24 protein-coding genes are annotated in these 26,193 nt (G+C 74.1%); 14 read left to right on the plus strand and 10 right to left on the minus strand.

Going from position 1 to position 26,193, the window contains the following annotated elements; genetic code table 11:
* Nucleotides 1-90: 90 nt before the first annotated feature.
* Nucleotides 91-3,027: an ABC transporter permease gene (locus ACFCY7_RS01710; protein ID WP_376480452.1), complete on the minus strand. Its 2,937-nt coding sequence runs from the start codon at nt 3,025-3,027 to the stop codon at nt 91-93.
* Between the two features lies 1 nt (nt 3,028).
* A complete protein-coding gene (locus tag ACFCY7_RS01715; protein WP_376480453.1) occupies nt 3,029-3,766 on the minus strand; it encodes an ABC transporter ATP-binding protein in 738 nt (245 codons plus the stop codon).
* A 291-nt stretch (nt 3,767-4,057) separates the two neighbouring features.
* Here ACFCY7_RS01715 and ACFCY7_RS01720 point away from each other — a divergent pair, with 291 nt between their 5' ends.
* The 4 genes from ACFCY7_RS01720 to ACFCY7_RS01735 all read left to right on the plus strand — a co-directional run bounded on the left by ACFCY7_RS01720 (nt 4,058) and on the right by ACFCY7_RS01735 (nt 7,591).
* Nucleotides 4,058-4,312, plus strand: coding sequence for an SHOCT domain-containing protein (locus tag ACFCY7_RS01720; RefSeq protein ID WP_376480504.1), 255 nt, complete (start codon nt 4,058-4,060; stop codon nt 4,310-4,312).
* 255 nt (nt 4,313-4,567) lie between these two features.
* The gene (locus tag ACFCY7_RS01725; RefSeq protein WP_376480454.1) at nt 4,568-6,664 is read left to right on the plus strand and encodes a SpoIIE family protein phosphatase; all 2,097 of its coding nucleotides are present in this window, start codon (nt 4,568-4,570) and stop codon (nt 6,662-6,664) included.
* Nucleotides 6,665-6,785: 121 nt separating this feature from the next.
* Nucleotides 6,786-7,241 carry a DUF6325 family protein gene (locus ACFCY7_RS01730; RefSeq protein WP_376480455.1) on the plus strand — a complete coding sequence of 152 codons (456 nt, stop codon included), beginning with the start codon at nt 6,786-6,788 and terminating at the stop codon, nt 7,239-7,241.
* A gap of 59 nt (nt 7,242-7,300) precedes the next feature.
* Nucleotides 7,301-7,591: an SHOCT domain-containing protein gene (locus ACFCY7_RS01735; RefSeq protein WP_376480456.1), complete on the plus strand. Its 291-nt coding sequence runs from the start codon at nt 7,301-7,303 to the stop codon at nt 7,589-7,591.
* Between the two features lie 17 nt (nt 7,592-7,608).
* Here the strand turns inward: ACFCY7_RS01735 and ACFCY7_RS01740 are convergent, their stop codons facing one another.
* Both ACFCY7_RS01740 and ACFCY7_RS01745 read right to left on the minus strand, forming a co-directional pair.
* Nucleotides 7,609-8,463 carry a universal stress protein gene (locus ACFCY7_RS01740; protein ID WP_376480457.1) on the minus strand — a complete coding sequence of 285 codons (855 nt, stop codon included), beginning with the start codon at nt 8,461-8,463 and terminating at the stop codon, nt 7,609-7,611.
* On the minus strand, nt 8,460-9,140 hold the full coding sequence (locus tag ACFCY7_RS01745; RefSeq protein ID WP_376480458.1) for a CBS domain-containing protein: 681 nt from the start codon (nt 9,138-9,140) through the stop codon (nt 8,460-8,462). Before ACFCY7_RS01745 ends, ACFCY7_RS01740 begins: the two co-directional genes overlap by 4 nt.
* Nucleotides 9,141-9,415: 275 nt before the next feature.
* Between ACFCY7_RS01745 and ACFCY7_RS01750 the strand changes: the two genes are divergently transcribed.
* From ACFCY7_RS01750 to ACFCY7_RS01770, 5 genes are all read left to right on the plus strand, one after another.
* Complete coding sequence (locus ACFCY7_RS01750) at nt 9,416-10,321, plus strand: universal stress protein (RefSeq protein ID WP_376480459.1); 906 nt, start codon at nt 9,416-9,418, stop codon at nt 10,319-10,321.
* Nucleotides 10,318-11,238, plus strand: a complete 921-nt coding sequence (locus ACFCY7_RS01755) for a universal stress protein (RefSeq protein WP_376480460.1) — start codon at nt 10,318-10,320, stop codon at nt 11,236-11,238. The genes ACFCY7_RS01750 and ACFCY7_RS01755 overlap by 4 nt, the downstream gene beginning before the upstream one ends.
* Before the next feature lie 155 nt (nt 11,239-11,393).
* Nucleotides 11,394-11,846 (plus strand): Hsp20/alpha crystallin family protein, encoded by a 453-nt coding sequence (locus tag ACFCY7_RS01760; protein WP_376480461.1) that lies wholly within the window; start codon nt 11,394-11,396, stop codon nt 11,844-11,846.
* The gene (locus ACFCY7_RS01765; RefSeq protein WP_376480462.1) at nt 11,843-12,343 is read left to right on the plus strand and encodes a flavodoxin domain-containing protein; all 501 of its coding nucleotides are present in this window, start codon (nt 11,843-11,845) and stop codon (nt 12,341-12,343) included. Before ACFCY7_RS01760 ends, ACFCY7_RS01765 begins: the two co-directional genes overlap by 4 nt.
* A 49-nt stretch (nt 12,344-12,392) precedes the next feature.
* Entirely contained in the window at nt 12,393-12,989 is a 597-nt protein-coding gene (locus ACFCY7_RS01770) for a hypothetical protein (RefSeq protein WP_376480463.1), read from the plus strand.
* A 51-nt stretch (nt 12,990-13,040) separates the two neighbouring features.
* On the opposite strand, the gene ACFCY7_RS01775 is transcribed toward ACFCY7_RS01770, so the two are convergent.
* The 4 genes from ACFCY7_RS01775 to ACFCY7_RS01790 all read right to left on the minus strand — a co-directional run bounded on the left by ACFCY7_RS01775 (nt 13,041) and on the right by ACFCY7_RS01790 (nt 17,023).
* A complete protein-coding gene (locus tag ACFCY7_RS01775) occupies nt 13,041-13,694 on the minus strand; it encodes a DUF4389 domain-containing protein (protein WP_376480464.1) in 654 nt (217 codons plus the stop codon).
* A gap of 64 nt (nt 13,695-13,758) precedes the next feature.
* Nucleotides 13,759-14,673: a potassium channel family protein gene (locus tag ACFCY7_RS01780; RefSeq protein WP_376480465.1), complete on the minus strand. Its 915-nt coding sequence runs from the start codon at nt 14,671-14,673 to the stop codon at nt 13,759-13,761.
* Nucleotides 14,674-14,862: 189 nt separating this feature from the next.
* Nucleotides 14,863-15,513 carry a CBS domain-containing protein gene (locus ACFCY7_RS01785; protein WP_376480466.1) on the minus strand — a complete coding sequence of 217 codons (651 nt, stop codon included), beginning with the start codon at nt 15,511-15,513 and terminating at the stop codon, nt 14,863-14,865.
* 82 nt (nt 15,514-15,595) lie between these two features.
* Nucleotides 15,596-17,023: an MBL fold metallo-hydrolase RNA specificity domain-containing protein gene (locus ACFCY7_RS01790; RefSeq protein WP_376480467.1), complete on the minus strand. Its 1,428-nt coding sequence runs from the start codon at nt 17,021-17,023 to the stop codon at nt 15,596-15,598.
* 132 nt (nt 17,024-17,155) lie between these two features.
* On the opposite strand from ACFCY7_RS01790, the gene ACFCY7_RS01795 reads away from it, so the two are divergent.
* A complete protein-coding gene (locus ACFCY7_RS01795) occupies nt 17,156-17,938 on the plus strand; it encodes an HAD family hydrolase (RefSeq protein WP_376480505.1) in 783 nt (260 codons plus the stop codon).
* Between the two features lie 119 nt (nt 17,939-18,057).
* Nucleotides 18,058-20,448: a glycoside hydrolase family 65 protein gene (locus tag ACFCY7_RS01800; RefSeq protein WP_376480468.1), complete on the plus strand. Its 2,391-nt coding sequence runs from the start codon at nt 18,058-18,060 to the stop codon at nt 20,446-20,448.
* A gap of 56 nt (nt 20,449-20,504) precedes the next feature.
* Here ACFCY7_RS01800 and ACFCY7_RS01805 read toward each other — a convergent pair whose 3' ends face one another.
* Nucleotides 20,505-21,491: an Acg family FMN-binding oxidoreductase gene (locus ACFCY7_RS01805; protein WP_376480469.1), complete on the minus strand. Its 987-nt coding sequence runs from the start codon at nt 21,489-21,491 to the stop codon at nt 20,505-20,507.
* Between the two features lie 26 nt (nt 21,492-21,517).
* Nucleotides 21,518-22,141 (minus strand): CBS domain-containing protein, encoded by a 624-nt coding sequence (locus ACFCY7_RS01810; protein ID WP_376480470.1) that lies wholly within the window; start codon nt 22,139-22,141, stop codon nt 21,518-21,520.
* 246 nt (nt 22,142-22,387) lie between these two features.
* Between ACFCY7_RS01810 and ACFCY7_RS01815 the strand changes: the two genes are divergently transcribed.
* From ACFCY7_RS01815 to ACFCY7_RS01825, 3 genes are all read left to right on the plus strand, one after another.
* Nucleotides 22,388-23,290, plus strand: a complete 903-nt coding sequence (locus ACFCY7_RS01815; protein ID WP_376480471.1) for a universal stress protein — start codon at nt 22,388-22,390, stop codon at nt 23,288-23,290.
* Nucleotides 23,287-24,159, plus strand: a complete 873-nt coding sequence (locus tag ACFCY7_RS01820) for a universal stress protein (RefSeq protein ID WP_376480472.1) — start codon at nt 23,287-23,289, stop codon at nt 24,157-24,159. The genes ACFCY7_RS01815 and ACFCY7_RS01820 overlap by 4 nt, the downstream gene beginning before the upstream one ends.
* Nucleotides 24,160-24,341: 182 nt before the next feature.
* Nucleotides 24,342-26,075: a GAF domain-containing protein gene (locus ACFCY7_RS01825; protein WP_376480506.1), complete on the plus strand. Its 1,734-nt coding sequence runs from the start codon at nt 24,342-24,344 to the stop codon at nt 26,073-26,075.
* The last annotated feature ends 118 nt before the right edge of the window (nt 26,076-26,193 follow it).

Below are 26,193 nucleotides of genomic sequence, written 5' to 3' on the forward strand. Positions count from 1 at the left end.
CCGTGACCTGGCTGGGGGGGGGGGTGGCCCCGCGGGGTTGGGTTGGCCGGGCGGGGCCCCCCCCCCCCCCCCCCCGCACGGGCCGCCGGCTCAGTCCGAGACCCGGACCGCACGTGCGGGGCGGATGGCGGCGGCCCGGCGGGCCGGGCCCACGGTGGCCAGGAGCGAGGCGGCGAACGTGGCCGCGGCCAAGCCGATGATGCTGGTCCACTCGACGGGGAAGCCGCCTTCGAGGCCCTCGAAGGCGGCACTGTTGCGGTACATGAGCCAGGTCGTCAGTACGCCGAGCAGGGATCCGAGCACGATTCCCTCCGAGGCGACGAAGGCGCTCTCCCCGAGGAAGGACCGGCGGACCGTCCGTGCCCGGAAGCCGAGGGCCCGCAGGATGCCGATGGTGCGTCGGCGTTCGCGTACGGCCCGCACCATCACGACGCCGAGACCGGTGATGCCCACCCCGAGGCCCAGGGCGAGGAAGCCCTGCATGAGCCGGAAGAAGGCGGTGCTGGAGTCGAACTGGTGCCGGATCTCGGAGGCGATCGGGGTGGCCACCAGACTCGACGAAAGCTGCTCGCCCTGCAGCCGGGTCGCCAGGGTGTCGGGGGAGACGCCCGGTGCCGTGCGGACGAGGGCGGAGGCGTTCTGGGCCTGGCCGCCGAAGAGCAGGCGCATGCCCTGCTCGCCCATGACCACGGGGTACGTGGTGGAGGTGGCGCCGGTGCCGGGGTAGAAGACCATGCCGTTGTCCAGCACGCCGGCGATGACCTTCTGCTCGCTGCGGCCCGTCCGCGGGTCGGTGACGGTCAGGGTGTCGCCCGGGTCGTAGTAGTCGCCGGCCGGGCCGCCGGTGCTGCCGAAGAAGCCGTCCAGGACGACGTAGCGGGGGTCGTCGGCCAGGGCGCGCCACACCGCCGGGTCGTCCGCGAGTCCGGGCAGCCGCTCGCGGAACGTGATGCCGGTGATCGCGTCGTCCGGCACTCCCACGGCCGCGATGTCCAGGGGTTGCGTGCCGCGGCCTCCGGGGTCGGTGGCCCGGCCGGTGGCGTTGAGCAGCGGTGTGACGGCGGAGATCCCGGCAGCCGAAGGCCCGCCCCGCAGCTCCGCCACCAGCCGGTCGCCGGCGACCTGGGGGTTGTAGTCGAGCCGCAGGGAGTAGCCGGCGGTGGCGTCGGCGACGACTCCGTCGACGCCGGCGCGCAGGATGCCGGAGATCTCCGTCAGGAGGACGAGGACGAACACGATCAGCGTGTACATCACGAGCGTGGCGCCCGTCCGGAACCGCTTCGCCAGCGGGTAGGCCACCGCGAGCCGGGTCGCGAGTCCCGCCTCCGAAGGACGCTCCAGGAGCCGCCGTACGGGGCGCAGCAGCGTCTTCTGGTTGTTGCTGACGAGCACCACGGCGGAGAACGCGGCCAGAGCCCCCTGGATGACGTACACGGACATCGAGGGCGTGTCGAAGATCCCGGGACGGACGACCGGCGCGAGCAGGGTCCAGGCGAGCACGGCGCCCGCGACCAGCGTGGTGGCCGCCTGCCGCGGCATCACGCGGAACAGGGCGGGGGAGGCGAAGGCAAGAGCGAGGGCCGGCATGAGGTACGTGGCGTCGGGCTGGCTGCCGGCCACCGCGGGGACGGCGGCGAGCGCGAACAGGGCCGACAGGACGCCGCACACGACGAGCAGTCCGCGGCGCGGCCGGCGTCCGGGCGCCGACGGCAGATCCCGGATGGCCGCGATGATGTTGAACCTGCTGATGCGCACACTGGTGGCGAGGATCGCGGCGAACGCGATGAGCAGGCCCATGGCCACGCCGTTCAGGATGCTGGTGGGGGTGACGGCGAAGGCGATCCGGATGCTGCTGCCGCCGACCGACCAGCCGCGGAAGATCTCCGCGGCGACGACGGCGACGCCCCAGCCGACGGCGACCCCGATGGCCACGCCCGGCAGGGCGGACAGCACCGCGTACGCCGCCCCTTTGAGGGTGAAGGACCCGACCAGGCGCGAGCGCTTCATGCCGATCGCCCGCACCATCCCCATCTGCGTCTTCCGCTCCTCGCCCAGCATGACGAAGATGTTCACCAGCAGCAGGGCGCCCGCGATGATGCTGAAGCTGCCGATCATCAGGAACAGCGCACCGAGCGAGTCCCCGGCCTGCTCGGCGTCCCGCAGCACGGTGTGCTTGGGCGTCTCGACCGCCGCCCGGCCGGAGAGCGGGCCCAGGGCCTCGCGGATGTCCGCGGTCACCTTCCCGGTCAGGGCGTCGCCGCCCTCCACACCCCCGCGGTTCGACACGAAGGTCACCGCGCGCGGCTCCGCCCCGGCGGCACGTGCCGCGACGTCCAGGGTTCCCGGCGCCAGGAACGCGTCACGGTTGGACCTGCCTCCCAGACCCACACCGGCCAGGCCCTCCTCGGGCACCACGCGCTCCACGCGGTACGTGTGCGGTGCTCCGAACAGGTAGAGGGTGATCGGGTCCCCGGCTCCCACGCTCAGCGACTGCGCCAGCGGCGCGTTGACCACGACCTGGCCGGGCTTCGGGTCCGGCCCGGAGAGCCCGGAGTCCCCGCCCGCCGCACCGAAGCGCGAGGCCTCGTCGAAGTCCATCTGCCAGGCCAGGACGCGTGGTTCGGCGACCGTGCGGCCATCGGAGCGGCTCACGCCCGCCGCCTGGGTGGCCCGGGCGTTCAGCACGCCGTCGACGTCGGGGTCGCCGGCCAGGACGGCGAGCCGCTCGGCGACCGCGCGACCGGCCGGGCCGTCCGGCGCGACGACGCGCTCGTCCACCGGACCCAGGGTGCGGTACGCCTCCTGCCGCACCGAGAAGTCCAAGGTGTCACCGACCACCAGGGCCCCGATGATGATGGCCGTCCCGAGCACCGATCCGCCGATCACCAGCGCGGCCTCGGTCCGCCTCCGGGCGAGCTGCCGGAAGGCGAGGCGCCGTGAGACGGGTCGGCGGACCGCCACCACGGCGAGCGCCAGGAGGGCGAGCGCGAGGGCCACGAGAAGCGGAGCCAGGAGGTTCGGATACATGTCAGCCCCCGGAGAGCCCGGTGGCCGCGCCGGGGGCCGGGACGCGCTGCCGGAGGTCGTCGACCAGCCGTCCGTCGCGCATCCGGATCAGCCGGGGGACCCGGGCGCCGATGGCACCGTCGTGGGTGACCAGGACGATCGTCTGCCCCTCGTCCCGGTTGAGGTCGCACAGCAGGTCCATGACCTGATCGGCCATCGCGCTGTCGAGGTTCCCCGTCGGCTCGTCCGCCCACACGATCGCCGGCCTTCCGGCCAGCGCACGGGCGATGGTCACCCGCTGCTGCTCCCCGCCGGACAGCTCGCTCGGCCGGTGCTCGACCCGGTGGCCGAGGCCGACCCGGTCCAGCATGCCCAGCGCCCTGCGCCGCGCCTCGCGCGGCCGCACGCCCACCAGCAGCAGCGGCAGTTCGACGTTCTCCACCGCGGAGAACACCGGGATGAGGTTGAACGACTGGAAGACGAAGCCCATCGTGCGCGCACGGTGCTCCGTGCGCGCCGCGTCCGACATCGCGAAGAGGTCGTGGCCGTCGATCTCCACCCGCCCGCCGTCGATGTCGTCGAGGCCGGAGAGGCAGTTCAGCAGAGTGGTCTTCCCGGACCCGGACGGTCCCATGACTCCCACGAGCTCTCCACGGCGCACGACGAGATCCAGGCCGTCCAGGGCGGTGACCGCCACCGAGCCCGTCCGGTAGATCTTGCGGACTCCCGTGGCGACGAGGAGCGGCCGGTCGCTGTTCATACCTCCATGTGAATCCCGCGAAACGATGGCAGGCATCGGCCGTCCAGGCCCCGAACGGGGGACGAACGGCCCCATCCGGATCCGGACGGCGCTCACGCGTCGGAGCACGCGCGGCCGGCGCGGTGCCGCCGGTGGGTCCACTCGTCCCCACCCGTACCCGACAGGACCCCCGTGAGAGGCCGGTCGGCCCTGTGCGCCGCGGCCGGACCGGAGACACCGTGGGGGTATCCGGCCCGACCGGAAGCAGACACTCCTTACGTGCAGGTCCGGCCGCCGGGAGAGTGAGTGGCCATGATGTTCTGGTACGGCAACGGCATGAACGGATGGGGCTGGTTCGCGATGTCGGCGGGCATGGTCCTGTTCTGGGGCCTCCTCATCACCGCCGTCGTGTTGGTCTTCCGCGCACTGGACCGCGCCGCCGGGCCGCCGGCGCGCCGGGGGTCCGCGGTGCCCGAGCAGATCCTCGGCGAGCGGCTGGCCCGTGGCGAGATCGACGAGGCGGAGTACCGCAGGCTCCTGGGCACACTGCGGAGCGGGGAGCCGTAGGTTCCGACGACGTTCCCGGGACGGGGAAGGGCGCCGCAGGCCGCGGAGGCCTCGGGGCTGCCGGCCGCGCGCGGCTCGGTCCCGTGCCCACGCCGTCCGGAAAGCTTCCGCGCGCTGACCGCGACCGGCCGGAACCTCGTGCGACAGCAGGTGGAGCCCGCGGGTCCGGTCCGCGCGACGAACAGGGGGTGCGCGCCCATACTGGGGAGGACGGCGGCCGTCCAGGGGTGCGTACGGACGAGAATCGCGGTGGCGATGGAGCAGGTGCCCTTCGACGAAGTGACCACCAGCGCGGCCCGGGACGCGGGCGGGTGGCTGGGGGCCCTCCCGGTCGCCGTGGTGGCCACCGGCGCGGACGGGGCGATCGTCCGCTGGGACAACGCGGCCGAGGCCCTGCTCGGATACACCTCGCACGAGGTCCTCGGCCGGCACATCGCCGACCTGCTGCACCCGGGCGCGGACCGTGGTCTCGGCCGGTCGCTGTGGGAGGGCGCGGCCACCGGGCGCGGGGTGATGGGAACGGTGACGGCCTGGCACCGCGAGGGGCGACCGCTGGACCTGGAGATCTGGGCGTGCCCGGTGCCGGCCCGGCACCGGGGCGGGACGACGGTGCTGGTGTTCGCGGCGGAGGCGGAGGCCGCGCGACGGATCCGCGGCTCGTCGGCGGTGTGGGACGGACTGTTCTCCCGCTCGCCGGTCGGCATCGCGGTGCTGGACACCCAGCTGCGCTTCCTGCGCGTGAACCCGGCGCTGGAAGCGATGAACGGCCTTTCGCAGGCCGCCCACATCGGACGCCGCCTGGTCGAGATCCTGCCCGACGTCAACGCCGCGGACATGGAGCGCGCGATGCGCCGGGCCCTGGACGAGGGACGGCCCGTCCTGGACTCCCGCCGTACGGGCCGCACGCCGGCCGACCCGGACCACGACCACGTGTGGTCGGGGTCGTACGTCCGGCTGGAGGACTCCGACGGACGCCCGATCGGGCTGGCCGCCACCCTGATCGACATCACCGCCAAGGAGCGGGCGCAGCTCGAAGCCGAGGAGAGCCGGCGCCATCTCGCCCTGGTGAACGAGGCCACGCTGAAGATCGGCACCAGCCTGGACCTGGAACGCACCGCGCAGGAACTCGCCGACGTCGCCGTGCCGGACCTCGCGGACGCCGTCACCGTCGACGTCCTGGAGAGCCTGGCCGCCGACGGAGAACTCGGCGCGGGCCTGGTCGGCGGCGCCGTGCTGCGCCGGCTGGCCAAGGCCCCGCTGACGGGATCACCCGTCACGGCCGCCCTCGCCCCGCTGGGACGCACGCTCGAATTTCCCGCCAACGCGCCGTACACCCGGGCACTCGGCGAACGCCGCCCCTATGTCGTACCCGAATTCGACGCGCGGTCCATCGCGCCGGCGGCCGGACACTCCGCCAGGCCCGCGGAGCTGCTCGGGCTGGGCGTGCACTCGTTCATGATGGCCCCGCTGCTCGCCCGCGGCGTGGTCCTCGGCCTCGCCACGTTCTACCGGACCCGCTCCGTCGGCCCCTTCACCCAGGACGAGGTCGACCTCGCCCGCGAACTGGCGGCCCGCGCCGCCGTCTGCGTGGACAACGCGCGCCTGTACCGCCGTGAACACGACACGGCCGCCGTGCTGCAGCGCAGCATGCTGCCCCAGCACATCACCCCGCCGCCGGGGATCGAAGTCGCCCACCGCTACCTGCCCGCCAGCGACGTCAACGAGGTCGGCGGCGACTGGTACGACGTCATCGCACTGGAGGACGGCAGGGCCGTGCTCGTCATCGGCGACGTGATGGGGCACGGCACCGCCGCCGCCGCCGTGATGGGACGACTGTCCGCCAGCGTCAGGGCCCTCGCGCGCCTCGACCTCGCCGCCGAGGACATGCTGTACCAGCTGGAGGCCGCCCTGCGCGATCTCGCCGAGCCGATGATCGCGACCTTCCTGTGCGTGATGGTCGACCCGGCCACCGGCCGCTGCCGCATCACCCGCGCGGGCCACCCGCCCCCGGTGGCCGTCCTCCCCGACGGCACCGTGCGCCTGCTCGACGTACCGCCCGGACTGCCGCTGGGCGTGGGCGGCGAGGCCTTCACGACCACCGAGGTCATCCTGCCCCTCGGCAGCCTCCTCGTCCTGTACACCGACGGCCTCGTCGAGTCCCGGAACAGCGACATCGACGCCCGCCTCACCGAACTGACCGATCTGCTCGCCGAACCCGTCCCGTCCCTGCCCGCCCTGTGCGACCGCCTGCTCACCCACCTCGTGCCGGCGTCCGCGGACGACGACATCGCCCTCCTCGTCGCCCGCCTCGCCGCCGGGCCCGGAGCGGGACGGGACGGCCGACGGCCGTGAATGTGCGGAGGGCTCCGACCGGTGCTGCAATGGAAGCAGGACTGGCCCCGGTCACGTCCGCCGATACGCGGCGGGTACGGGGTCGGGCTCCGTCATGTCCTCCCAACGGTGTGGAGCGGTGATGAGCGACGAATTCCAGGACATGGGGCCGGTCGACTATCTGGTCATCGAGTTCCCGGGCAATCGAATGACGGGCAAGGGAATGTCCCTCCTCCTCGACCTGGTCGACCGGGGCATCGTCCGCATTCTCGACTTCACGTTCGTCCGGAAGGACACCGACGGCAGCGTCATCGCCGTCGAACTGCGTGATCTCGACGACGACGGCGAACTGGACCTGTCCGTGTTCGAGGGTTCCACGTCCGGACTCCTCGGCCAGGACGACCTCGACGAGGCGGGCGCGGCCCTCGAACCGGGCAATTCGGCCGGCATCCTGATCTACGAGAACCTCTGGGCCGCCCCCCTCGCGCGCGAACTGCGGCGCAGCGGTGCCCAGCTCGTGGCCGGCGGGCGCATCCCCGTGCAGGCGCTCCTCGCCTCGCTGGAGGCCGTGGACGCGGAGGGCGGCGCCGCCGCCTGACGTCCGGGGACGACCGCGGAAACCGATCCACTCGAAATCAACGGCCAAGGAGCAACGACATGCCAGGACTTCTTCGCGGTGTGGCGCGCACGGCAGTGGTGGCCGGGACGGCGACCGCCGTCTCCAACAGGGTCTCGCGCCGCCAGGCGGGCCGCTGGGCCCACCAGGAGGAACCGGCCCCGGCCCAGCAGTACGCCCCGCCTCCCGCCCAGGCGCCCGCGGCCGCCGCGCCGGCGCCCGACATGAGCAGCAAGATCGAGCAACTCAAGGAACTCGGACAGCTGAAGGACCAAGGCGTCCTGACCGAAGAGGAGTTCGCGGCGCAGAAGAGCAAGATCCTCAACTCCTGACCGGAGCCCTCGCGACGTCACTCGTGGGGTACGAGGGCGACCGGCGCACGGCTGTGGTGCAGCACCGCGTGGGCCACGCTCCCGATGTGCGCGCCCAGGGCCGACGGCCGGGTGTGCCGTCCGACCACCACGAGGGACGCGTCGCCGGAGGCCTCCACCAGCGCCTGGCCCGCCGAGCCGATCACCACGCGGTGGACGGCCGCCACCTCGGGGTACTTCGCCTGCCACGGCGCCAGCGAGTCGTCGAGCGAACGCTCGAGCTCGGGCACGACGGCGAGCCGGATGTCCGGCACCATCGCGGGTCCGAGGCCCGCGAAGGCGCCGAGCTGCAACGCGAACACGACGTGCACGCGCGCGTCGCGCCGAGCGGCCTCGTCGAAGGCGAACCCCAGGACCGTGTCGGCGGACCGCCGCACGTCGACACCCACCGTCACCGGTCCCCGCGGCGCGGTCGCACCGTGTGCCCGTACGAGCACGACGGGCCGGTCGACCGCGCCGGCCACCGTCAGACCGGTCGAACCGAGCAGATAGCCGGCCACGCTCCCGAGCGCCCGCGAGCCCAGCACCAGCAGCTCGCCCTCCTCGCCCGCGGCGACCAGGGCCGGGATGGGCCCGGAGTCCGCAAGCCGGGTGGTGACCGAGAGACCGGGGTAGCGTGCGCGGAGCTCCGCCGCCGTACGGACGAGCAGGTCCTCGGCCCACGACTCGTCGGGTTCCCGGGAGACGAACGGCAGCAGCAGTTCGGGCGAGGGCTCCTTCACGTGCACCAGGCGCACCCCCGTGCCGCGCAGCACGGCCTCGTCCGCCGCCCACTCGGCGGCGGCGCGCGCCTGCTCCGTACCGTCCACGCCGACCACGATTCCCTGCGTCATGATCCTCCACCTCCCGGTGAGCCGTCGTCGTTCTCGTAGGTGAGCCGGGTGCGGGAGACCGACACGACGCCGTCGACGGTCGCGCACATGCGCTCGACCGCGGGGATCATGCCCCGGTACGGCACGCTCCCGCCGAGCTCCACCCGGCCGTCCCGCACCTCGACCACCAGGCCGGCGGTGGCGGGACCGAGGGTGTCGGCGAGCACGTCCTCGGTGATCTCCCGACGGATGTCGTCGTCCGCACGGAGGAAGACGCCCAGCAGGTCCCGGCGACTGACGATGCCGACCAGCCGGTCCCCGTCGTCGACGACGACGAGGCGCTTCACGCCCTGCACCTCCATCAGACGCGCCGCCTCCACCGCGGTCCACTCAGGACGGGCGCACACCGGCGGCGCCGACATCAGCTCCTCGGCGCGCGTGCCCTCGGCCTTCGCCCGCTCCCACGCCCCGAGCCCCGGCACGGCCGGCATGTCCCCCGGGGCGGCGGCCCGGTCCGCGGTCTTCCGCAGCAGGTCACCCTCCGACACCACCCCGATCACCCGGTTCGCTCCGTCCACCACCGGCACCGCGGTGACCCGGTGCAGCGACAGGATCCGCACGATCTCCTTGAAGGGCGCGTCGCCGCGGACACTCACCACCTCACGGGTCATCAGCTCGCCGATCCTGCGATGACGCATCACTCGCTCCTTCCGCGCGCGGTCCTCGTCGACCGCGACCGGTCTCCGTCGCTCCCACCCTGATCCGCCGACCTTCCCGGACAGGAGTGCCGAACGGTCCCCTTCCGGGACCGGTGGCCCCTACGAGGCCGGCACGCCCGCCCGCGCGGTGCCGGGCAGGACACGATCGGGGCCGAACGGCCCATCCCCAACAGGGCCTCCTCGGTGCCAGCGTGGGAAGTGCCGCTCCCGTGGCATCGGCTCCCGGCGCCCGGGCGCGGTCCGGAGGAGGAACCATGGACAGCGAGATTCCCGTCCGGCCGGAGCTGGGCGACGTCGTCGTGGGAGTCGACGGGTCCCCTTCCGCGCACACGGCCGCGCTCTGGGCCGCCACCGAGGCGGACCGCCGGGGCCGCACCCTGCGCCTCGTGCACGCAGCCGACACCGACCGGCGCGCCTACTGGACCGACGCCGAGACCATGCAGGCGGTACGCGAGGCGGGCCGCGACCTGCTGACCGGCACGGCCGGGGCGGTTCACGAGCGGTGTCCCGACCTCCCCGTCACGAAGGAGCTCAGCCGCCGCGAGGCGGTCTCAGGCCTCAGGGAGGCCGCCGGCGAGCGCGGCACGATCGTGGTGGGCAGCCGAGGGCTCGGCGGCTTCTCCGCCCTCATGCTCGGCTCGGTGGGCCTCGGCGTCGCGGCCCGGGCCGAGGTGCCCGTGATCGTCGTGCGCGGGGGAGACGAGCGGCCCGAGACCGGCTCGGTGACCGCCGCCGTGCACGACGCCACGGACCTCGACTGGCTCCCGCTGGCCGCCGCCGAAGCCGACGCGCGCAAGGCGGCCCTGCGCATCGTGAGCGTGTGGAACGTCCTCACCCACGTCGGCAGTGTCGCCACCATGCTCGACGACCTCGACGGGATCGCCCGTCAGCGCGTCCACGAGGTGAAGACGGTCGCCGACCGGATGCGCGCGCTCCACCCCCAGCTGATCGTCGGACAGCACGTGGAGACGGGCACGAGCACCCCCGGCATCCTGATCGAGGCGAGCCGGCACACCGACCTGCTGGTCATGGGCAGGAACCGGCGGCGGCTCGGGGTGGGGCCCTCCCTGGGCCGCGTCGCGCACACCCTGATCCATCACGCCCACTGCCCGGTGGAGATCGTCCCCTCGGGCTTCGCGACGCGGGGCGAGGGGCCATGAGCGACATCCTGGTCGGCATCGACCCCCGCGAACTGTCCGTCCCCGCCCTCGTCTGGGCCGTCGACGAAGCCGTACGCAGAGGTGCCCGGCTGCGCCTGGTCGCCGCCGTTCCACCGGTCCACGACCGGCTCCCGTACGGCGCGGTCGCCCACCAGAGCTCCCTGCGCCTCCGAGCGGAGTCGGCGCTCGCCAACGCCGAGGACCTCGTACGGGAACTGCACGACGGGCTGTGGACCGCGACGGAGCTCGTCGACGGGGCCCCCGCCACCGTGCTGCGCGACAGGGCACGGGGCGCCGCACTCGCCGTGGTGGGCTCGCGACACCTCGGCAGGTTCGCCGAAGTCCTCGGCGAGAGCTCGGTGATCGTCCCGCTGGCGGCACGCGCCGACTGCCCGGTCGTCGTGGTCCGACAGCCCGAGCACACGACCGTCCACCCGCCGCTGATCGTCGTCGGCGTGGACGGCAGCAGGGACTGCAGGGCCGCCGTCGCCTTCGCCGCGGCCGAGGCGAGCCTGCGGGACGCGAGGCTCACGGCGGTCTGGGTCCGGCCCCGCCCCCTCCTGCCCCACGGCGACGAGACCGAGGACCCGGCCGACCACGAGCGACTGCTCGCCGAGTCGGTCGCCGGGTGCGCCGAACGCCACCCGGACGTCGACGCCGAACGGGTGGTGATGCGCGGGCACCCCGTCGAACAACTCACCCGGGCCTCCCTCGACGCCCTCGCGGTCGTCGTCGGACGCAGGGGCGGAGGCGGCCACTCCGGCATGCGGCTCGGCTCCACGGTGCACGGACTGCTGCACCGAGCCGCCTGCCCCGTGATCGCCGTACCCCTGTCCGGGACGGGAGAGACGCACACCACCCCTTCCGGGGCCGAACGGTCCCGGTCCCGCAAGGACCGACCGGCCCCGACGGCCTGACCCCCTCGGCACTGGGGGCGCCGACGCCCCAGGCGGCACGGTGGGAGTACGAGAACCCCCGGCCCGCCGCCCGGCCCCCGGAGAGGCGGGCACGACGGAGCGGATCCGCGTCGGCCACCGCCCCGGCCCGGGACGCGCACACGAGGAGCAGAACGATGACCGGAGACAAGGCGACACGGAGGCACAGCCTCTGGCCCGACTTCAACGACTGGTTCAACCGCGAGTTCCCGGGGCTGCCCGGATGGCGTCCCGGCACCGCCGCGCACTCCATCCCGGTGGAGGTGTCCAGCGGCGGCGGCACCTACGTGCTCCGTGCCGAACTGCCCGGGATGGACCCCGACGACGTCACCGTCACCATCGACGGCGACCTCGTCACCGTGAGCGCCGAGCACGGCGAGAGCGAGGAGGACAAGGAGCACTCGGAGTTCCGCTACGGCTCCTTCCGGCGGACCGTACGGCTCCCGATGCCCGTCCCCGCCGAAGACGTCGACGCGTCCTACGAGGACGGCGTCCTCACCGTCCGCGTCCCCATGCCCGAGGAGAGCGCCCGGACCCGGCGGAGCATCCCCGTCAGGCGAGCCGACGGCAGGGACGGAGCGCGGCCATGAACCCGAAACGCGTCCTGGTCGCCCACGGAGGCAAGCACGGCGCCACCGCCGGCATCGCCGACGAGATCGGCAGGACGCTCCGCGACGACGGCTTCGACGCCGTCGTCCTGCCCGCCGACACCGTCACCGACGTCAGCGACTACGACGGAGTCGTCCTCGGCGGCGCCCTCTACGCCGGGCGCTGGGACGGCAAGGCCCGCCGCTGCGCCCGCCGCAACGCCGACCAGCTCAGCCGGCGGCCGGTCTGGCTCTTCAGCAGCGGGCCCCTCGACAGCTCCGCCGAGCAGCACGACATCCCGCCCGTGCCCGGGGTCGCCCGCCGGATGAAGTCCCTCGGCGCACGCGAGCACGTCACCTTCGGCGGCGCCGTGACCGCCGAGACGTCCGGGCGCATCGCCCGCTCCATGGTCCGCCACGGCAAGGGCGGGGACTTCCGCGACCCCGCGCGCATCCGGGCGTGGGCACACCACATCGGAAACGAACTCGGCGCGCGCTGACCGGCGCCGCTCCGACCACCGGCCGACCGTCTCACCCGGGAGGTGCGGCATGAGCCACCAGGAGCAGTCGGGCCAGGGCCCCACCGCGTCCGGAAGCGCGCGGCCCGCGGGCCGCGCCGCTCTCACCCTCGTCCTGGCGATCGCCCTGATCTGCGGGGCCGTCGCCGCCGGGATGCTGTGGAACGCCGGAAACCGGGTCGAGCGTGCGCTCGCCGCCCACCGGCACCAGGTGCAGGCGACCACGACGGGACGAGCCGAGGAACCGCGAGCCGCCACCCGGCAAGCCGTCACGACGAGCTCCGTCGCCCCCGCGGTCTGGGAGTACCCCGACGACGTCCGCAGGTCGGGAACCGTCCCCGTGCCGCCCCGGACGCCGCAGGGCCGCACCGTCGCCCTCTGGGTGGACGACCGCGGCGCACCCACCCGCCCGCCGGGCGGCACCGCGAACCTCGCGCTGACGGCCCTCGCGGGCGGCACGGCCACGGCGGCCGCGGCCGGGGCGGCGGGCGCGGGCGTGCTCACCCTCGTACGACGACGCGCCGAGGGCCGCCGACTGGGCGCCTGGGAACGGGAATGGGAACGGGTGGAACCCGTCTGGTCCGGACGGCTCCGCAGGGGCAGCGGCCCCGGGACCGGCGAGGAATGACCGCACCTGAGCAACGACCGCACGCGAGGAACGACAGCGGCGTCAGCGGTGTCAGTGGACGCCGTCCGGCTCCTCCCCGCCCTGGTCGAGGCGGAACGGCGGGTAGGCGTCCGTCATGAGGCTCGCATAGGCGGCGACCCGCACGACCCAGCGGTTCAAGCCCACCACCAGCGCGAACAGGTCCCGCGGATACCGCTCGGTGAAGGTCACCGCGAAGCCCGCGATCACCGCGAGCAGGGCGATCAGCCCTCCTCCCCACCAGTTCGCCCGCGCGCCGCCGGTGAAGAACACGATGATCAGGTAGTGGGGGATGGCGAGCAGCCACCACTTCACCAGGACCAGCGAGCGTGAGAGCCGCTCCGGGTACGCGATGTCGAGTCGCGCCGGGTAGTCCGGTTCGGGCCCCAGGCTGAACGGCGGATAGCGGTCGGTGCCGAGAGCGCCGTACGCGTAGTACGACACGCGCCACGACCACCGCAGCACCCCCAGGTTGAAGTCGAACAGCCCACGCGGGTAGCGCTCGGTGAACAGGATGGCGAAGAACGCGATCACCGTGACGACGAAGAAGGCGATCCAGAGGAAGACCAGCACGATCCAGTGCGGGATGACCAGGATCCACTTGACCAGCCAGAGCCAGCGGGACAGTGGGGGGTCGAGACGTGCGGTCACCGCCACCGGCGGGTAAGGGGCGCGTTGCGTGTCCATGGTCGTCATTCCTCCCTGATCGTCACCAGTGCCGTCCTCGTCGTCCGTGTCCTCTGCCTCCCTCTCAGGATCGCCCGCCTCCGTGGCGCCGGGGAGGGCCGTCCGGTCCCACACGAGCGCGCCCGTGGTCGGCGGCGTAGGCCGCGAAGACGCGCTCGGGCGTTCCTCCGGTGCGCAGGAATCGCTCGTCGAGCACCGTGGCGAGGTCGTCGAGGGCGGTGCGCAGCACCGCCGCGGACAACCGGACGTCCGGGTGGCGCGCCGAGGCGGACCGGTTCGCCAGGTCGGTGGCGTACCCGAGCTGGCCGGGCAGGGACGTGTTCGCGTCCCCGTCGTAGAAGTAGTACGACTCGGCGTACTGGAGGAAGTCGACCGTGATCGTCGACAGGGCCGAAGCGAGTCCGTCCAGGAGCGCGGCACCGCCGCCGGAGTCGATCGCCCGCGCGGTGGCGGGGCCGCGCCGCACGTGCGAGAGCCGCAGGGCGAGGGCCCTGCGGCGGGCCAGCGCCGGATAGATGCCGAGGATCCAGGCGACGGTCGCCGACAGCAGGACGAAGCCCACCAGGGCCTCCACCGGTGCGAGGGCGCGCAGCCAGCCGGACGTCGGCGCGATGTCGCCCAGACCGAGGGTGGCGAGGGTGACCAGCGACAGGTAGAGGGCGTCGACGGGGCCCGCGTGCTCGGCGGGGTCGAGCCCCGGGGCGTACGAGAAGCCCTCCGGCATGTGCGGCCAGTAGACGAGGCCCCAGCCGACGGCCACCGTGAGCGCCCACACGGCGACGACCGTCACCATGCCCAGGGGACCCGCCAACCCCGCCGACCGCCACCGCGTGCCGCGCAGCGCCGAAAGACGCCACACCGCCCGCATCACCAGCCGGCTCAACCCGCCGTGTCGCGTGGGATGCCACAGCGTGTGGAAGACGTCCCTGAGGACGAACAGGACCAGCACGACGCCCGCGAAGGTGAAGAGCCACGCCATTCCGGCTCCCTTCCGCACAGGGCACGGGCCCTCCGCCGCCACCGGCCGAGGGCGGCCGATACGTCGCCCTCCGCCGGACCCCGGCGAGGGCGCCGCCGCGGCTCTCGTCCCGGTCGGCGGCCGTCACGTCGGACGTGCTTCGAGCATGCGCGCCCCGGCGGACCTTCGCACGGTGCCGGCGCGCCGCCGCTACCCGGCGGCGCCGGTGAGCCGGCACCGTACGTCCACCACGCCTTCCACGGCCTGCGCCAGGCGTGCCGCGAGCGGGATCAGCGAGCTGTCGCCGACTTCGCCGGTCAGCGTCACGACACCGGCCTCGACCCGGACGTCGACCTGGTGGCGGGAGAGCGGGAACAGGTGCTCCACGACCTCGCCCCGCACCTCCGCGGCGAGGTCGTCGTCCGGGCGGAGGAAGACCTTGAGCAGGTCGGAGCGGCTGACGATGCCCTGGACGATCCCGTCGGCGTCGACGACCGGCAGCCGCTTGACGCGACGGTCGGCCATGAGGCGGGCGGCCCGGGGCAGGGACGCGTCCGGTGCGATGGTGACGGCGGGCGAGGTCATCAGGTCCTGGGCCCGGCGGGAGCCGGCCTTGGCCGTGGCGTCGAGCCGTCGCAGCTGCTCGACCAGACCGAGGCGGTGGTCGTGGAACTCCTCCTTGGCGAGCAGGTCGGCCTCGGAGACCACGCCGACGACCCGGCCCTCGCCCTCCACGACCGGGACGGCGGTCACCTTCCACCGCTCCATGGCGGCGACGATCTCCTTGAACTCCGCGCCGCCCCGCACGGCGACGACCTTCCTGGTCATCACGTCGGCGACGGTGAACCGCTGCACGGTCATGACGCGTTCCTCCTCCCATGGGCGCGGCGGCCGGTCCCGAGCGGACCGCCGAGGGCGCGACCGGGGGCCCGCGGGCCCTTGGTCAGCGGACCAGGACGGCCTCACCGGAGCGGGGGACGACGGCCGTCCAGCCCAGTTCGCGGTCGATGCGGTCGCGCAGTGCCTCGGACGCGGCCGGTTCGCCGTGGACGAGGTACGTGGTGTGCGGGGGCGGTGCGCCGCGCAGCCAGTCGACGACCTGACCGGCGTCGGCGTGGGCCGAGAAGTGGGGCACGTCGGCGACCTCGGCCCGTACGGGCACGTACTCGCCGAACATCTTCAGGACGCGGGCGCCGTCCACCAGGTCCCTGGCCCGGGTGCCGGCGGCGGCGAAGCCGACCACGACGACGGCGTTGCGCGGGTCCGGCAGCAGCCGGTGCAGATGGTGCAGGACGCGGCCGCCGGTGGCCATGCCGGCCGAGGAGACGATGACGGCGGGGCCGCGGGTGCTGTTGATGTCGATGGACTCCTGGACCGTTCGGGCGGCGAGGAACGGCTCCGGGCTCAGGGCGGCCTCCCCCTGCGCGATGATCTCGGGCCGGAGCTCGGGGGAGCGTTCGCGTACCGCGTCGCGGTAGACGTCGAGGGCGGCCAGTGCCATCGGGCTGTCCACGTACACGGGCACCGAGCGGGGCAGCACGCCCGTCTCCCGCAGCCGGGTCAGCTCGTGCAGGACGACCTCGGTCCGGTCGATGGCGAAGGCGGGGACGACGACGGTCCCGCCCCGGGCGAGGGTCCGCGCGATCACGTCGGCGAACTCCGACCGCCCGGTCTCCTGGTCGTGGTGCCGATCGCCGTACGTCGACTCCACCAGCAGCACGTCCGCGCCGGAGAACGGCTCCGGCGGCAGCAGCAGCGGATGCCCGGACCGCCCGAGGTCCCCGGAGACGGCCAGCGTGTGCCCGTCCTCCAAGGTGAGGCGGGCCCACGCCGAACCGAGGATGTGCCCTCCGTGGTGGAGCGTGAGCCGCGTGCCGGCCATGATCTCCACGTCCTCGCCGACGGCGACGGGATCGAAGAACGCCAACGTCTTCTCGACGTCCGAGTCGTCGTAGAGCGGCTTCGCCGGGCGGTGCTTCGACCAGCCGTGCTCGTCGGCGTGCCGGGCCGCCTCCCTCTGCAGCCGGGCGCTGTCGCGCAGCACGATCCCGGCGAGCCGGGCCGTATGGGCACTGGTGAGGACCGGGCCCCGGAAGCCCTGCCGGACCAGCCGGGGCAGATAGCCGCAGTGGTCCAGGTGGGCGTGGGTGACGACCACGGCGTCGACGTCGCCGGCGTCCCGGGCGAACCGCTCCCGGTTGCGGCGCCGCAGGTTCGCGAAACCCTGGAAGAGACCGCAGTCGAGGAGGATCCGCGCATGGTCGCTCTCGACGAGGAACTTGCTTCCGGTGACCGTCCCCACTCCGCCCAGGAAGCTGAGCAGAGCCGGCCGCGAAGCGGCGGGCGCCGAGTTCGGGGCTGCCTCGGACATGGCCGACCCTCCTTCGGAGTGCGGTACGTACTCCACCGTCGCACCCGAGGAGGCCCGGCCGCAGGGGCCCGAGAGGCCCCTCCTGAGGGCCGATCGGCTCATGCGGCGGGCGGCCCCGCGCGGTGGGCTGGGATCGTGAGCGGCCACGCCCCCTCCACCTCCACTCGACCGCCGCGCGCCGTCGTCTTCGACACCGACGGCGTGCTGCTCGACTCCGCCCGGGTCCACGCGGCGGCGTGGAAGAGCGCCTTCGACGCCTTCCTGACCGCGCGGACGAGCGTCGGCGACGAGCAGGCGCCCTTCGACGCCGACGCCGAGTACCGCCACCTCGTCGACGGAAGGTCCCGGTTCGACGGGGCAGCGGCCTTCCTGGCCGCCCGCGGTCTCGCCCTTCCCGCGGGCACCCCCCGCGATCCACCGGGGGACGACACGGTCTGGGCCGTCGCCGCCCGCAAGGAACAGGTCTTCCGCACCCTGGTCGGCGCCCAGGGAGTGCCGGTCTTCGCGGACACCGGTCCCGCGCTCGACGCCCTCCACGCGGCCCGTGTGCCCTGCGCCGCCGTGTCGGCCTCCCGGCACGCCCGGGCGCTGCTCAGGGCCTCCGGACTCGCCGGGCTCCTCGCGGTGATCGTGGACGGACGGGACGCCGCACGGCTCGGCCTCGCCGGAAAGCCGGATCCCGCCCTCTTCCTGCGCGCGGCCGCCCTCCTCGGGAACGCTCCGGGCGACACCGCGGTGGTCGAGGACGCCCTCGCCGGCATCGACGCCGCGCGGCGCGGGGGATTCGCCCCCATCGTCGGTCTCGACCGCACCCCGGACCGGAGCATGACCGCACCGCTGCGTGACCGCGGAGCCGACCTCACGGTCACCGATCTGACGGCGTTGGTCCGCGGCGTGTGGGGCGAGTCCGTATGACGGACTCCCGGAAGGGGAGCGCGCGGGGTGAGTCCCGGTGACGGGCCCCTGGGACGGGAGTGTGCGGGGTGAGCCCGGGTGACGGACCCCTGGAGCGGGAGCGCGCGGGGTGAGTCCCTGTGACGGACCCCTGGAACTGGAGTTACGACCGCTACGAGCCGGACCGCGAACGGCTGGTCGAGGCGCTCTGCACGCTCGGCAACGGCCGCTTCGCCACCCGGGGTTCCAGCCCCGAGTGCTCCGCCGGCGCCGTCCACTACCCGGGCACCTACCTGGCCGGCTGCTACGACCGGCGCACCTCGCTCGTCGCCGGTGAACGCGTGGAGAACGAGGACCTCGTCAACCTGCCCGACTGGACGCCGCTGCGCTACCGGTGCCGCCCGGACGACGGGCCGCCCGGAGACTGGCTGACACCCGACGCGAAGGAGCTGCGTCACTGCGACGTCCGGCTCGATCTGCGCGGGGGAGTGCTGACCCGGCACCTGCTCTTCCGGGACGACCACGGCCGCGGACTGCGGGTGAGCCACCTGCGGATCGTGCACATGGGAGACGCCGGGCTCGCGGCCCAGTGCACGATGTTCCGCGCCTACGGCTGGAGCGGGGCCGTGGACGTGGAGTCCGTCCTCGACGGCGCGGTCGTGAACGCCGGGGTGGAGCGCTACCGGAACCTCGACGGACGGCACCTCACCGGCCACCGGACCGGGTTCGAGCGGGGCGGGGTCGCCTGGCTGACCTGCCGCACCGCCGACCCGGGCCTCGGGATCGCCCTCGCCGTCCGCACGGTCACGCTCCCCGCGAGCACCGCACGCGAGGTCGCGACGAGGACCGGCACCGTCCAGACGTTCCGCCTCCCGATCGGTCACCGCCGCACGGTGACCGTCGTGAAGACCCTCGCGCTGCGCGCCTCGACCGACCGGCCCGCCGGCGACCCCCGGGAGACGGCCTGCGGCGAGGCAGCCGGCGCCCCGCCCTTCCACCGGCTCCTCTCCACCCACAAGGAGGCCTGGCAGCGTCTCTGGGAGCAGGGAGAGCTGCTCGTCCCGGGCGAGGCGGGCCGCATCCTGCGCCTGCACCTCTTCCACCTGCTGCAGACGCTCTCGCCGCACACGGCGGAACTCGACGTGGGCGTCCCCGCCCGCGGTCTGCACGGCGAGGCGTACCGGGGCCACGTCTTCTGGGACGAGCTGTTCGTCCTGCCCTACCTGGACCTCCACTTCCCCGACGTGGCCCGATCCCTGCTCATGTACCGGTACCGCCGACTGCCGGCGGCACGCGAGGCGGCGCGGCGGAGCGGCGGCGTCGGGGCCATGTACCCGTGGCAGAGCGCGAGTTCGGGCCGCGAGGAGACGCAGGAACTGCACCTCAACCCGCGCTCCGGCCGCTGGCTGCCCGACCACTCGCGACTCCAGCGGCACGTGGGCTCGGCCGTCGCGTACAACGTGTGGCGGTACGCGCACGCCACCGGCGACCGCGGATTCCTGCACTCCGCGGGTGCGGAGACGCTCCTCGAGATCGCCAGGTACTGGGCCGGGGCCGCCTCCCTCGACCCGTCGTCGCAGCGCTACCGGATCCTCGGGGTCGTCGGCCCCGACGAGTACCACGACGCCTACCCCGACCGCACGACCCCGGGCATCGACGACAACGCCTACACCAACGCGACCGCCGCCTGGGTGCTCGCCCGGGGCCTCGACCTGCTGGACGAACTGCCCGCCGCCCGGCGGTCGGAGCTGCGGGAGCGGCTGTCGCTCGACGACGCGGAGCTCGACCGCTGGGAGGACGTGTCCCGCCGCGTGCACGTGCCGTTCCACCAGGGCGTGGTGAGCCAGTTCGAAGGCTACGGGGACCTCGCGGAGCTCGACTGGGAGGCCTACCGGGCCAGGTACGACGACATCCGCAGACTCGACCGGATCCTGGAGGCCGAGGGCGACACCGTCAACCGCTACCAGGCGTCGAAGCAGGCCGACACCCTCATGCTCGGCTACCTGTTCCGACCCGACGAGCTGCACGGGCTCTTCGCCCGGCTGGGCTACCGGCTCGACGACGAGGTGTGGCGCGCGACCGTCTCGTACTACCTGCGGCGCACCAGCCACGGTTCGACACTCAGCAGCCTCGTCCACGGCTGGGTACTCGCCCGGCAGCAGGGCGCCGACGCCTGGCGGTACTGCGAGGAGGCGCTCCTCGCCGACGTGGCCGACGTCCAGGGAGGCACGACCGGCGAGGGCATCCACCTCGGGGCGATGGCGGGCACGGTCGACCTCGTCGAGCGCGGCATCACCGGCCTCGAAGCGGGTCCCGAGGGGCTTCGGGTCGCTCCGGTGGCGCTCCGGGAGCTCCCGCGGTTCGCCTTCACCCTCTGCGCCGGCGGCCATCGGGGCGTCCACGTCCGCGTGCTCCCCGGGCGGTTGGCCGTACGGGTTCCGGCCTCGGCACAGGGCCCCCTCGCCGTGGTGCTCCCCGATGGGCGGCGGCTCGCCGTCACCCCGGGGGAGGTGCGCTGGTTCCGGCTCTGACCGCTGGTTCCGGCTGTGCCGGGGCCGTGCGGCCCGGCCGCGGCCGTTCGCGGGGCTCAGACGAAGGCGAGCACCTCGGACACGGGTCGCCGAGGGGTGGCCGTGCCGCGGGGCCCGTAGCCGAGGCGGAGCACCATGTGGACGTAGCCGGTGGTGGAGGCCGGATCCCGCGCGTCGGACCGGAGTTCGGGCCATTCGAGGGGCTGGGACATGAGAGAGGTGGACAGGCCGTCGAGCGTGGCGCGGAGCAGCACGCGCTGCAGGGCCTGACCGGCCTTCAACCACTCCCTCGGGGTGTCCTCGGTCGTGCCGAGCAGGACGATGCGGGGCCGCTTCTCGAAGCGGACCGAGGGGCGACCGGCCATCCGGCGGGGCGCGTCGAAGTCCCGCACCGGAGAGGTCACGTCGTACTGGCGCGGCCCGAGGGCGTACGGGGGGATGCCCTCGGTCGCCGCGCCGCCGTCGCTCTCGCCCGGGCGGATCCAGCCGGCGATCTCCGCACGGACCGATTCGTCCGCGGCCTCGAACAGCTCGGAGGCGTGGACGAGGCCCATGACGGTGTCGGTGTGCCAGGCTCCCGGCACCTCCAGCCGGCAGCCCTCCAGGAGCGCGGCGGCCCGGAGACCGTCCAGGACCTCGGAAGGGACCGGCTCCTCGGTGAACGGGAACCGGCTGGTGTGCCGCTCCCGCAGGGCCGGCCGGAGCGCGGCCAGCCCCTCGTCCGCGGCGGACTCCCGCACGCGGACGTCCGCGAAGTGCCAGGGGTCCCCGCGGGTGGGCAGCAGCGACGGCACGGCCTCCAGGCCGTGGTGGGCGGCGGCGACGCGCAGGCCGAACAGTGCGGCGCCACAACCGATGTGGAGGGCACGGTGGTCGGGGTCCTCACGCGGCATCTCGCGTGAGGGGTCCCCGTACAGCTCGATGACGTCGGTGCCCGTCCGGTGGACGAACCTCCACGGCTGTGCGTTGTGCATCGACGGCGCGGTGACGGCGTCCTCGACCAGCGAGGTGACGAGCGGCCGGGGCAGTTCGGTGGTGGACACGGTTCGTCCCGTCTGTGTGCGCGGATTCATTCGAAGACTCCGTGGGCGGTACGCGCCGTGGGCGCGAGCCGGGTGTCGTCCTCCGGGGCGGAGAGCCGGTCCACGACGGCGACGACGCCGTCCACCCGCTCGGCGAGGCCGACGAGCGTCCGGGCCTGGCTGCGCCTCCGCAGACGGCCTTCCAGAGTGACCACGCCGTCCAGGACGTGCACGTCCACCACGTCGCCGACCAGGCCCATGACGTCGGTGAGGACGTCCTCGCGAATGCGGCGCCGTATCTCCGCGTCCGGACGGAGGAACACACAGAGCAGATCGCGGCGGGTCACGATGCCCACCAGCCGTTCCTCCTCGTCGAGGACCGGAAGGCGCTCCACTCCGCGACGCACCATCAGACGGGCCGCGTCCGCCACCGACTGCTCGGCGTGCACCGTGATGGCCGGCGCGGTCATCAGCTCGCGCACGGTCCGCCGCCGATGGGCCAGAAGATCGCTCTCCGACACGACGCCGAGCACGCGGTCGTCCTCGTCCACGACGGGGACCCCGGTGATGTCGTGCTCGGCGAGCAGCTTCGCCACGTCCTTGAACGAGGCCGCGGGGGCGGCCGAGACCACTTGGCCGGTCATCAGTCCGCCGACCTTCAAGTGCTTCATCGCCGCGCCTCCTGTTCGAGCGTGCCGCCGCTCCGCCCCTCGTCACCACCGTCGCCGGTCCGCGGACGGCCTGCGAGGGCCGAACGGTCCCCCGCCGGGCCCGACCGGCCTCGGAGCAGCGCCCTCCGGGGCCGTGCGCCCGGGGCGGGACCTTCGGGCCCCGGGCTTGCCCCCAGTGGCCCTCCGGTCCGCGGGGCCCGGCTGCCAAGGTGGGACCAGTCCTCTCGGAACGGACGAGGAGGGACCATGCAAGCGTCCACGGGCCGTCCCGGCCCCGGCTGGGTCGTCGTCGGCGTGGACGGATCGCCGTCCGCGCGCTCGGCGGTCGTATGGGCGGCCCAGGAGGCCGCGCGGCGAGGCAGCGGCCTGGTCCTCGTCCACGCGACGGACACCGACGCGTATGCGAGGACCCCGTCCCTCCCCGGGGCGGACGCCGACCGGAGGCGCCGGGACGGCCGTCAGCTGCTCGACGAGACCGCGGCGGCCGTCGCGGCCCGCCGTCCCGGACTGACGCTCGTCACCGAGCTCGACGACGGCCCGCCGCCCGACGCGCTGCGGCGTGCCGCCGGCCTCGGCGGAACGATCGTCGTCGGTCACCGCGGGCTCGGCGGGTTCCCCTCCCTCCCCCTCGGCTCGGTCGGTCTCGAAGCCGCGGCGACGGCCACCACACCGGTGGTCGTGGTCCGCGGGGCCGCCGAGTCCGCCGTCTCCGGCTCCGTTCTCGCGGCCGTACGGGACGCCGACGACCTCGGCTGCGCCAGGGCGGCAGCGCGCGAGGCCGCGCTGCGCGAGGCCCACCTGCGACTGCTGCACATCTGGAGGGAGCCCCCGGGGGCCCGTACGGCGTCGCGGCGCGGCGCGGAGCGCGACGCCCGGGACCACGTGCTGCCGTTGTCCGAGGTCGCCGACCGCGTCCGGGAGGAGTTCCCCGAACTGACGGTGCACGCCGACGGCGAGAAGAGCCACAGCGTGCCCGGTGCGCTCGTCGACGCGTCGCACCACGCCGACCTCCTCGTCGTCGGCGGCCGGCGGTCCCCGGGGCGTCTCGGGTCCACCCTCGGGTGGACCACTCTGAGCCTGCTGCAATACGCCCACTGCGCCGTGGAGCTCATCCCTCGGCCCGGTCCCGGACACGGGAGTCCCTCATGACCGGCACCAACCGGCGGGGCGATGTCGTCGTCGGCGTCGACCCCGTCAGGAACTGGCACCTCGCCCTCGCCTGGGCAGCCGACGAGGCGCACCGGCGAGGCGTGGGCCTCCGGCTCGTCGTCGCCGTACCGCCGCCGCACGACGGACAGCACCCCGGACAGCACCCCGCCGCCGCCACCCGGCACGCGGCGCGGACGACAGCGGGCCGGGAAGCCCTGCACGCCGCGCTCGACTGGGCGCGGGCCCGCCGGCCGGGTGTCGCGGCCGCCTCGGCCCTCTTCGACGGTTCCCCCGTGGGAGTGCTGACCGACCAGTCGCGCGACGCGTCCATGGTCGTGCTCGGCTCCCGGCACCTGAGCCGCACCGAGGAGTTCCTGAGCTCCGGCTCCCTCGTGGTGCCCGTCACCGCCCGGGCGCAGTGCCCCGTCGTGGTCGTGGGGGACGCGGAGCACGTCACCCAGCAGCCGGCCTACCTCGTGGTCGGCGTCGACGGCAGCGACTCCTCCGGGGCCGCGCTGGAGCTGGCCTTCGAGGAGGCGGACCTCCGACGCTGCCAGCTGCGTGCCATCGCCGTCTGGCAGCCGCCCGCCTTCAGCCCGCACACGGGCGACACCCGGTTCCACGCCGAGCGGCGCCTGCTGTCGGAGACCACCGCCGGCTGGGCACAGCGGTACCCCGACGTCCGGCTCACCCACGAGGTGCTGATCGGCTCGCCCGTCGAGACGCTGGCGCACGCCGCCGAGCACGCCCTGGCCGTGGTCGTCGGCCGGCGGGGCCGCGGCGGATACACCGGGATGCGGGTCGGCTCCGTCGTCCACGGGCTGCTGCACCGAGCGCACTGCCCGGTGATCACCGTTCCCGACGTCTGAGCTCGCGATGACGGCGTCGGCGGCGGCCGGGGCGTCCTCGTCGGCGAGCGCCCGGCCCGGTGCCCGCGGCCGGGACCGCGTTCCGTCGGGCGCGTCCGGCAGGAACGGAACGGACATCCGGACTACCGTGAAGGAGGGCGCGACGGGTGCCGTTCGCGCCTCTGACGCGACCGGAGGTGTCGATGGGCCCGGAGGACGCCGAGTCCGCGGACGCGCGACTGCCACGGCTGAGACTGGACGAACTCCTCGACGAGCTGCAGGTGCGCATAGACGAGGTGCGGGGCACCAGGGACCGGCTCAACGGGCTGCTGGAAGCCGTCATGTCCGTCGGCCGGGAGCTCGACCTGTCGCAGGTGCTGCGCGGCATCGTGGAGGCCGCGGTGACCCTCGTCGACGCCGAGTACGGCGCCTTGGGCGTGATCGGTGACGACCGCAGGCTCTCCGAGTTCGTACCCGTCGGCATCGACGACGCCCTGCGCGGACGGATCGGCGCGCTGCCGTCCGGGCACGGCATCCTCGGCGAGCTGATCCGCAACCCGAAGCCGCTGCGCCTCTCCGAGCTCTCCGAGCACCCCGCCTCGTACGGCTTCCCGCCCCACCACCCGCCGATGCACACGTTCCTCGGTGTCCCGATCCGCGTACGCGACGAGGTGTTCGGCAATCTCTACCTCACCGAGAAGCGGGGCGGAGCCGACTTCGACTCCGAGGACGAGGCCGTGGTGACGACCCTGGCCGTCGCGGCCGGCATCGCCATCGAGAACGCCCGGCTCTACGAGGAGGGACGCCTGCGCGAGCGGTGGCTGGCCGCGAGTTCCGGCATCACCAGCGCCCTGCTGTCCGGAGCGGAGGAGACGGAGGTCCTCGGCGGGATGCTGGAGGAGGCCGTCGACATCGCCGCCGCCGACATCGGGGTCTTCTACCTGGTCGGACCGGGGGGAGAGCTCCGCGGATCGCTGGCCGCCGGCGAGGGGGCCGAAGCGCACCGGGGCGTCGTCCTGCCGAGCAGCGAGGGAACGCTCGCCGCCGCGGCCCTGACGTGCGACGGCCTGATCACCGTGACGGACGTCGAGAACGACCCCCGCGTCACCGTGCAGCCCGAACGCTGGAAGGGCTTCGGACCGGCGGTGGCCGTCACGGTCGGCACGAAGGAACGCCTGAGCGGGGTGCTCATCCTCGCCCGACGCCACGGGCGGTCGCCCTTCGAGGGCACCGAGATCATCGCCCTGCCCGGATTCGCCGGACAGGCGGCACTCGCCCTCGAACTGGCCGAGCGGCGCCGCGACGCCGAGCAGGTGAGCCTCCTGGAGGACCGCGACCGCATCGCCCGCGACCTGCACGACCTGGCCATCCAGCGCCTGTTCGCCACCGGCATGACCTTGCAGAGCGCCCGTCGGTTCGTCGAGCACCCGGAGGCGGCGGACCGGCTGACCCGGGCGATCGACGACCTGGACGCCACCATCAAGATCATCAGATCGACCATCTTCGCCCTCCGGGAGCACGAGACCCCCGGAACCGCCCCGAGGCTCAGGAGCCGCATCGTCAAAGCGGTGGACCAGGCCGCCGCGGTGCTCGGCTTCGCCCCCGCCCTGCGCATGGAGGGCCTCCTCGACACCGACGTGCCGGCCGAGGCCGCCGAGGAGGTCGTCGCGGTCATCGGCGAGGCACTCACCAACGTGGCCCGCCACGCGCAGGCCCGCCACACCGAGGTGGCCGTCGTCGTCGAGGACGGCATCCTGGCGGTGACCGTGAGCGACGACGGGGTCGGCGTCCCGCCGGGCGGCGCCCGCAGCGGACTGCGCAACCTCGCCGAACGGGCCGAGCGACTGGGCGGCGACCTGTCCGTCGGGGACCGACCGGACGCGGCCGGCGGGACCGTACTCGAATGGCGGGTCCCGCTGCCGCCCGGTGAGGGGTGACGAAGCCACCGCGACCGGCAACGGGTGGCGCGGCCGGCGAGGGGCGACGGCTACCGGCGACCGCGACCGGTGACCGGCGACCGCGACTGGTGACCGGTGACCGGTGACCGGTGACGGC

Origin of the sequence: Streptomyces sp. NPDC056361 (assembly GCF_042262805.1) — a bacterium.
Lineage (GTDB): Bacteria > Actinomycetota > Actinomycetes > Streptomycetales > Streptomycetaceae > Streptomyces.

Excerpts from the sequence above, each read along its gene's own strand:
- ACFCY7_RS01710 (WP_376480452.1), bottom strand. The coding sequence starts at position 3,027 with ATGTATCCGAACCTCCTGGCTCCGCTTCTCGTGGCCCTCGCGCTCGCC.
- ACFCY7_RS01715 (WP_376480453.1), bottom strand. The coding sequence starts at position 3,766 with ATGAACAGCGACCGGCCGCTCCTCGTCGCCACGGGAGTCCGCAAGATC.
- ACFCY7_RS01720 (WP_376480504.1), top strand. The coding sequence starts at position 4,058 with ATGATGTTCTGGTACGGCAACGGCATGAACGGATGGGGCTGGTTCGCG.
- ACFCY7_RS01725 (WP_376480454.1), top strand. The coding sequence starts at position 4,568 with ATGGAGCAGGTGCCCTTCGACGAAGTGACCACCAGCGCGGCCCGGGAC.
- ACFCY7_RS01730 (WP_376480455.1), top strand. The coding sequence starts at position 6,786 with ATGAGCGACGAATTCCAGGACATGGGGCCGGTCGACTATCTGGTCATC.
- ACFCY7_RS01735 (WP_376480456.1), top strand. The coding sequence starts at position 7,301 with ATGCCAGGACTTCTTCGCGGTGTGGCGCGCACGGCAGTGGTGGCCGGG.
- ACFCY7_RS01740 (WP_376480457.1), bottom strand. The coding sequence starts at position 8,463 with ATGACGCAGGGAATCGTGGTCGGCGTGGACGGTACGGAGCAGGCGCGC.
- ACFCY7_RS01745 (WP_376480458.1), bottom strand. The coding sequence starts at position 9,140 with ATGCGTCATCGCAGGATCGGCGAGCTGATGACCCGTGAGGTGGTGAGT.
- ACFCY7_RS01750 (WP_376480459.1), top strand. The coding sequence starts at position 9,416 with ATGGACAGCGAGATTCCCGTCCGGCCGGAGCTGGGCGACGTCGTCGTG.
- ACFCY7_RS01755 (WP_376480460.1), top strand. The coding sequence starts at position 10,318 with ATGAGCGACATCCTGGTCGGCATCGACCCCCGCGAACTGTCCGTCCCC.
- ACFCY7_RS01760 (WP_376480461.1), top strand. The coding sequence starts at position 11,394 with ATGACCGGAGACAAGGCGACACGGAGGCACAGCCTCTGGCCCGACTTC.
- ACFCY7_RS01765 (WP_376480462.1), top strand. The coding sequence starts at position 11,843 with ATGAACCCGAAACGCGTCCTGGTCGCCCACGGAGGCAAGCACGGCGCC.
- ACFCY7_RS01770 (WP_376480463.1), top strand. The coding sequence starts at position 12,393 with ATGAGCCACCAGGAGCAGTCGGGCCAGGGCCCCACCGCGTCCGGAAGC.
- ACFCY7_RS01775 (WP_376480464.1), bottom strand. The coding sequence starts at position 13,694 with ATGGACACGCAACGCGCCCCTTACCCGCCGGTGGCGGTGACCGCACGT.
- ACFCY7_RS01780 (WP_376480465.1), bottom strand. The coding sequence starts at position 14,673 with ATGGCGTGGCTCTTCACCTTCGCGGGCGTCGTGCTGGTCCTGTTCGTC.
- ACFCY7_RS01785 (WP_376480466.1), bottom strand. The coding sequence starts at position 15,513 with ATGACCGTGCAGCGGTTCACCGTCGCCGACGTGATGACCAGGAAGGTC.
- ACFCY7_RS01790 (WP_376480467.1), bottom strand. The coding sequence starts at position 17,023 with ATGTCCGAGGCAGCCCCGAACTCGGCGCCCGCCGCTTCGCGGCCGGCT.
- ACFCY7_RS01810 (WP_376480470.1), bottom strand. The coding sequence starts at position 22,141 with ATGAAGCACTTGAAGGTCGGCGGACTGATGACCGGCCAAGTGGTCTCG.
- ACFCY7_RS01815 (WP_376480471.1), top strand. The coding sequence starts at position 22,388 with ATGCAAGCGTCCACGGGCCGTCCCGGCCCCGGCTGGGTCGTCGTCGGC.
- ACFCY7_RS01820 (WP_376480472.1), top strand. The coding sequence starts at position 23,287 with ATGACCGGCACCAACCGGCGGGGCGATGTCGTCGTCGGCGTCGACCCC.
- ACFCY7_RS01825 (WP_376480506.1), top strand. The coding sequence starts at position 24,342 with ATGGGCCCGGAGGACGCCGAGTCCGCGGACGCGCGACTGCCACGGCTG.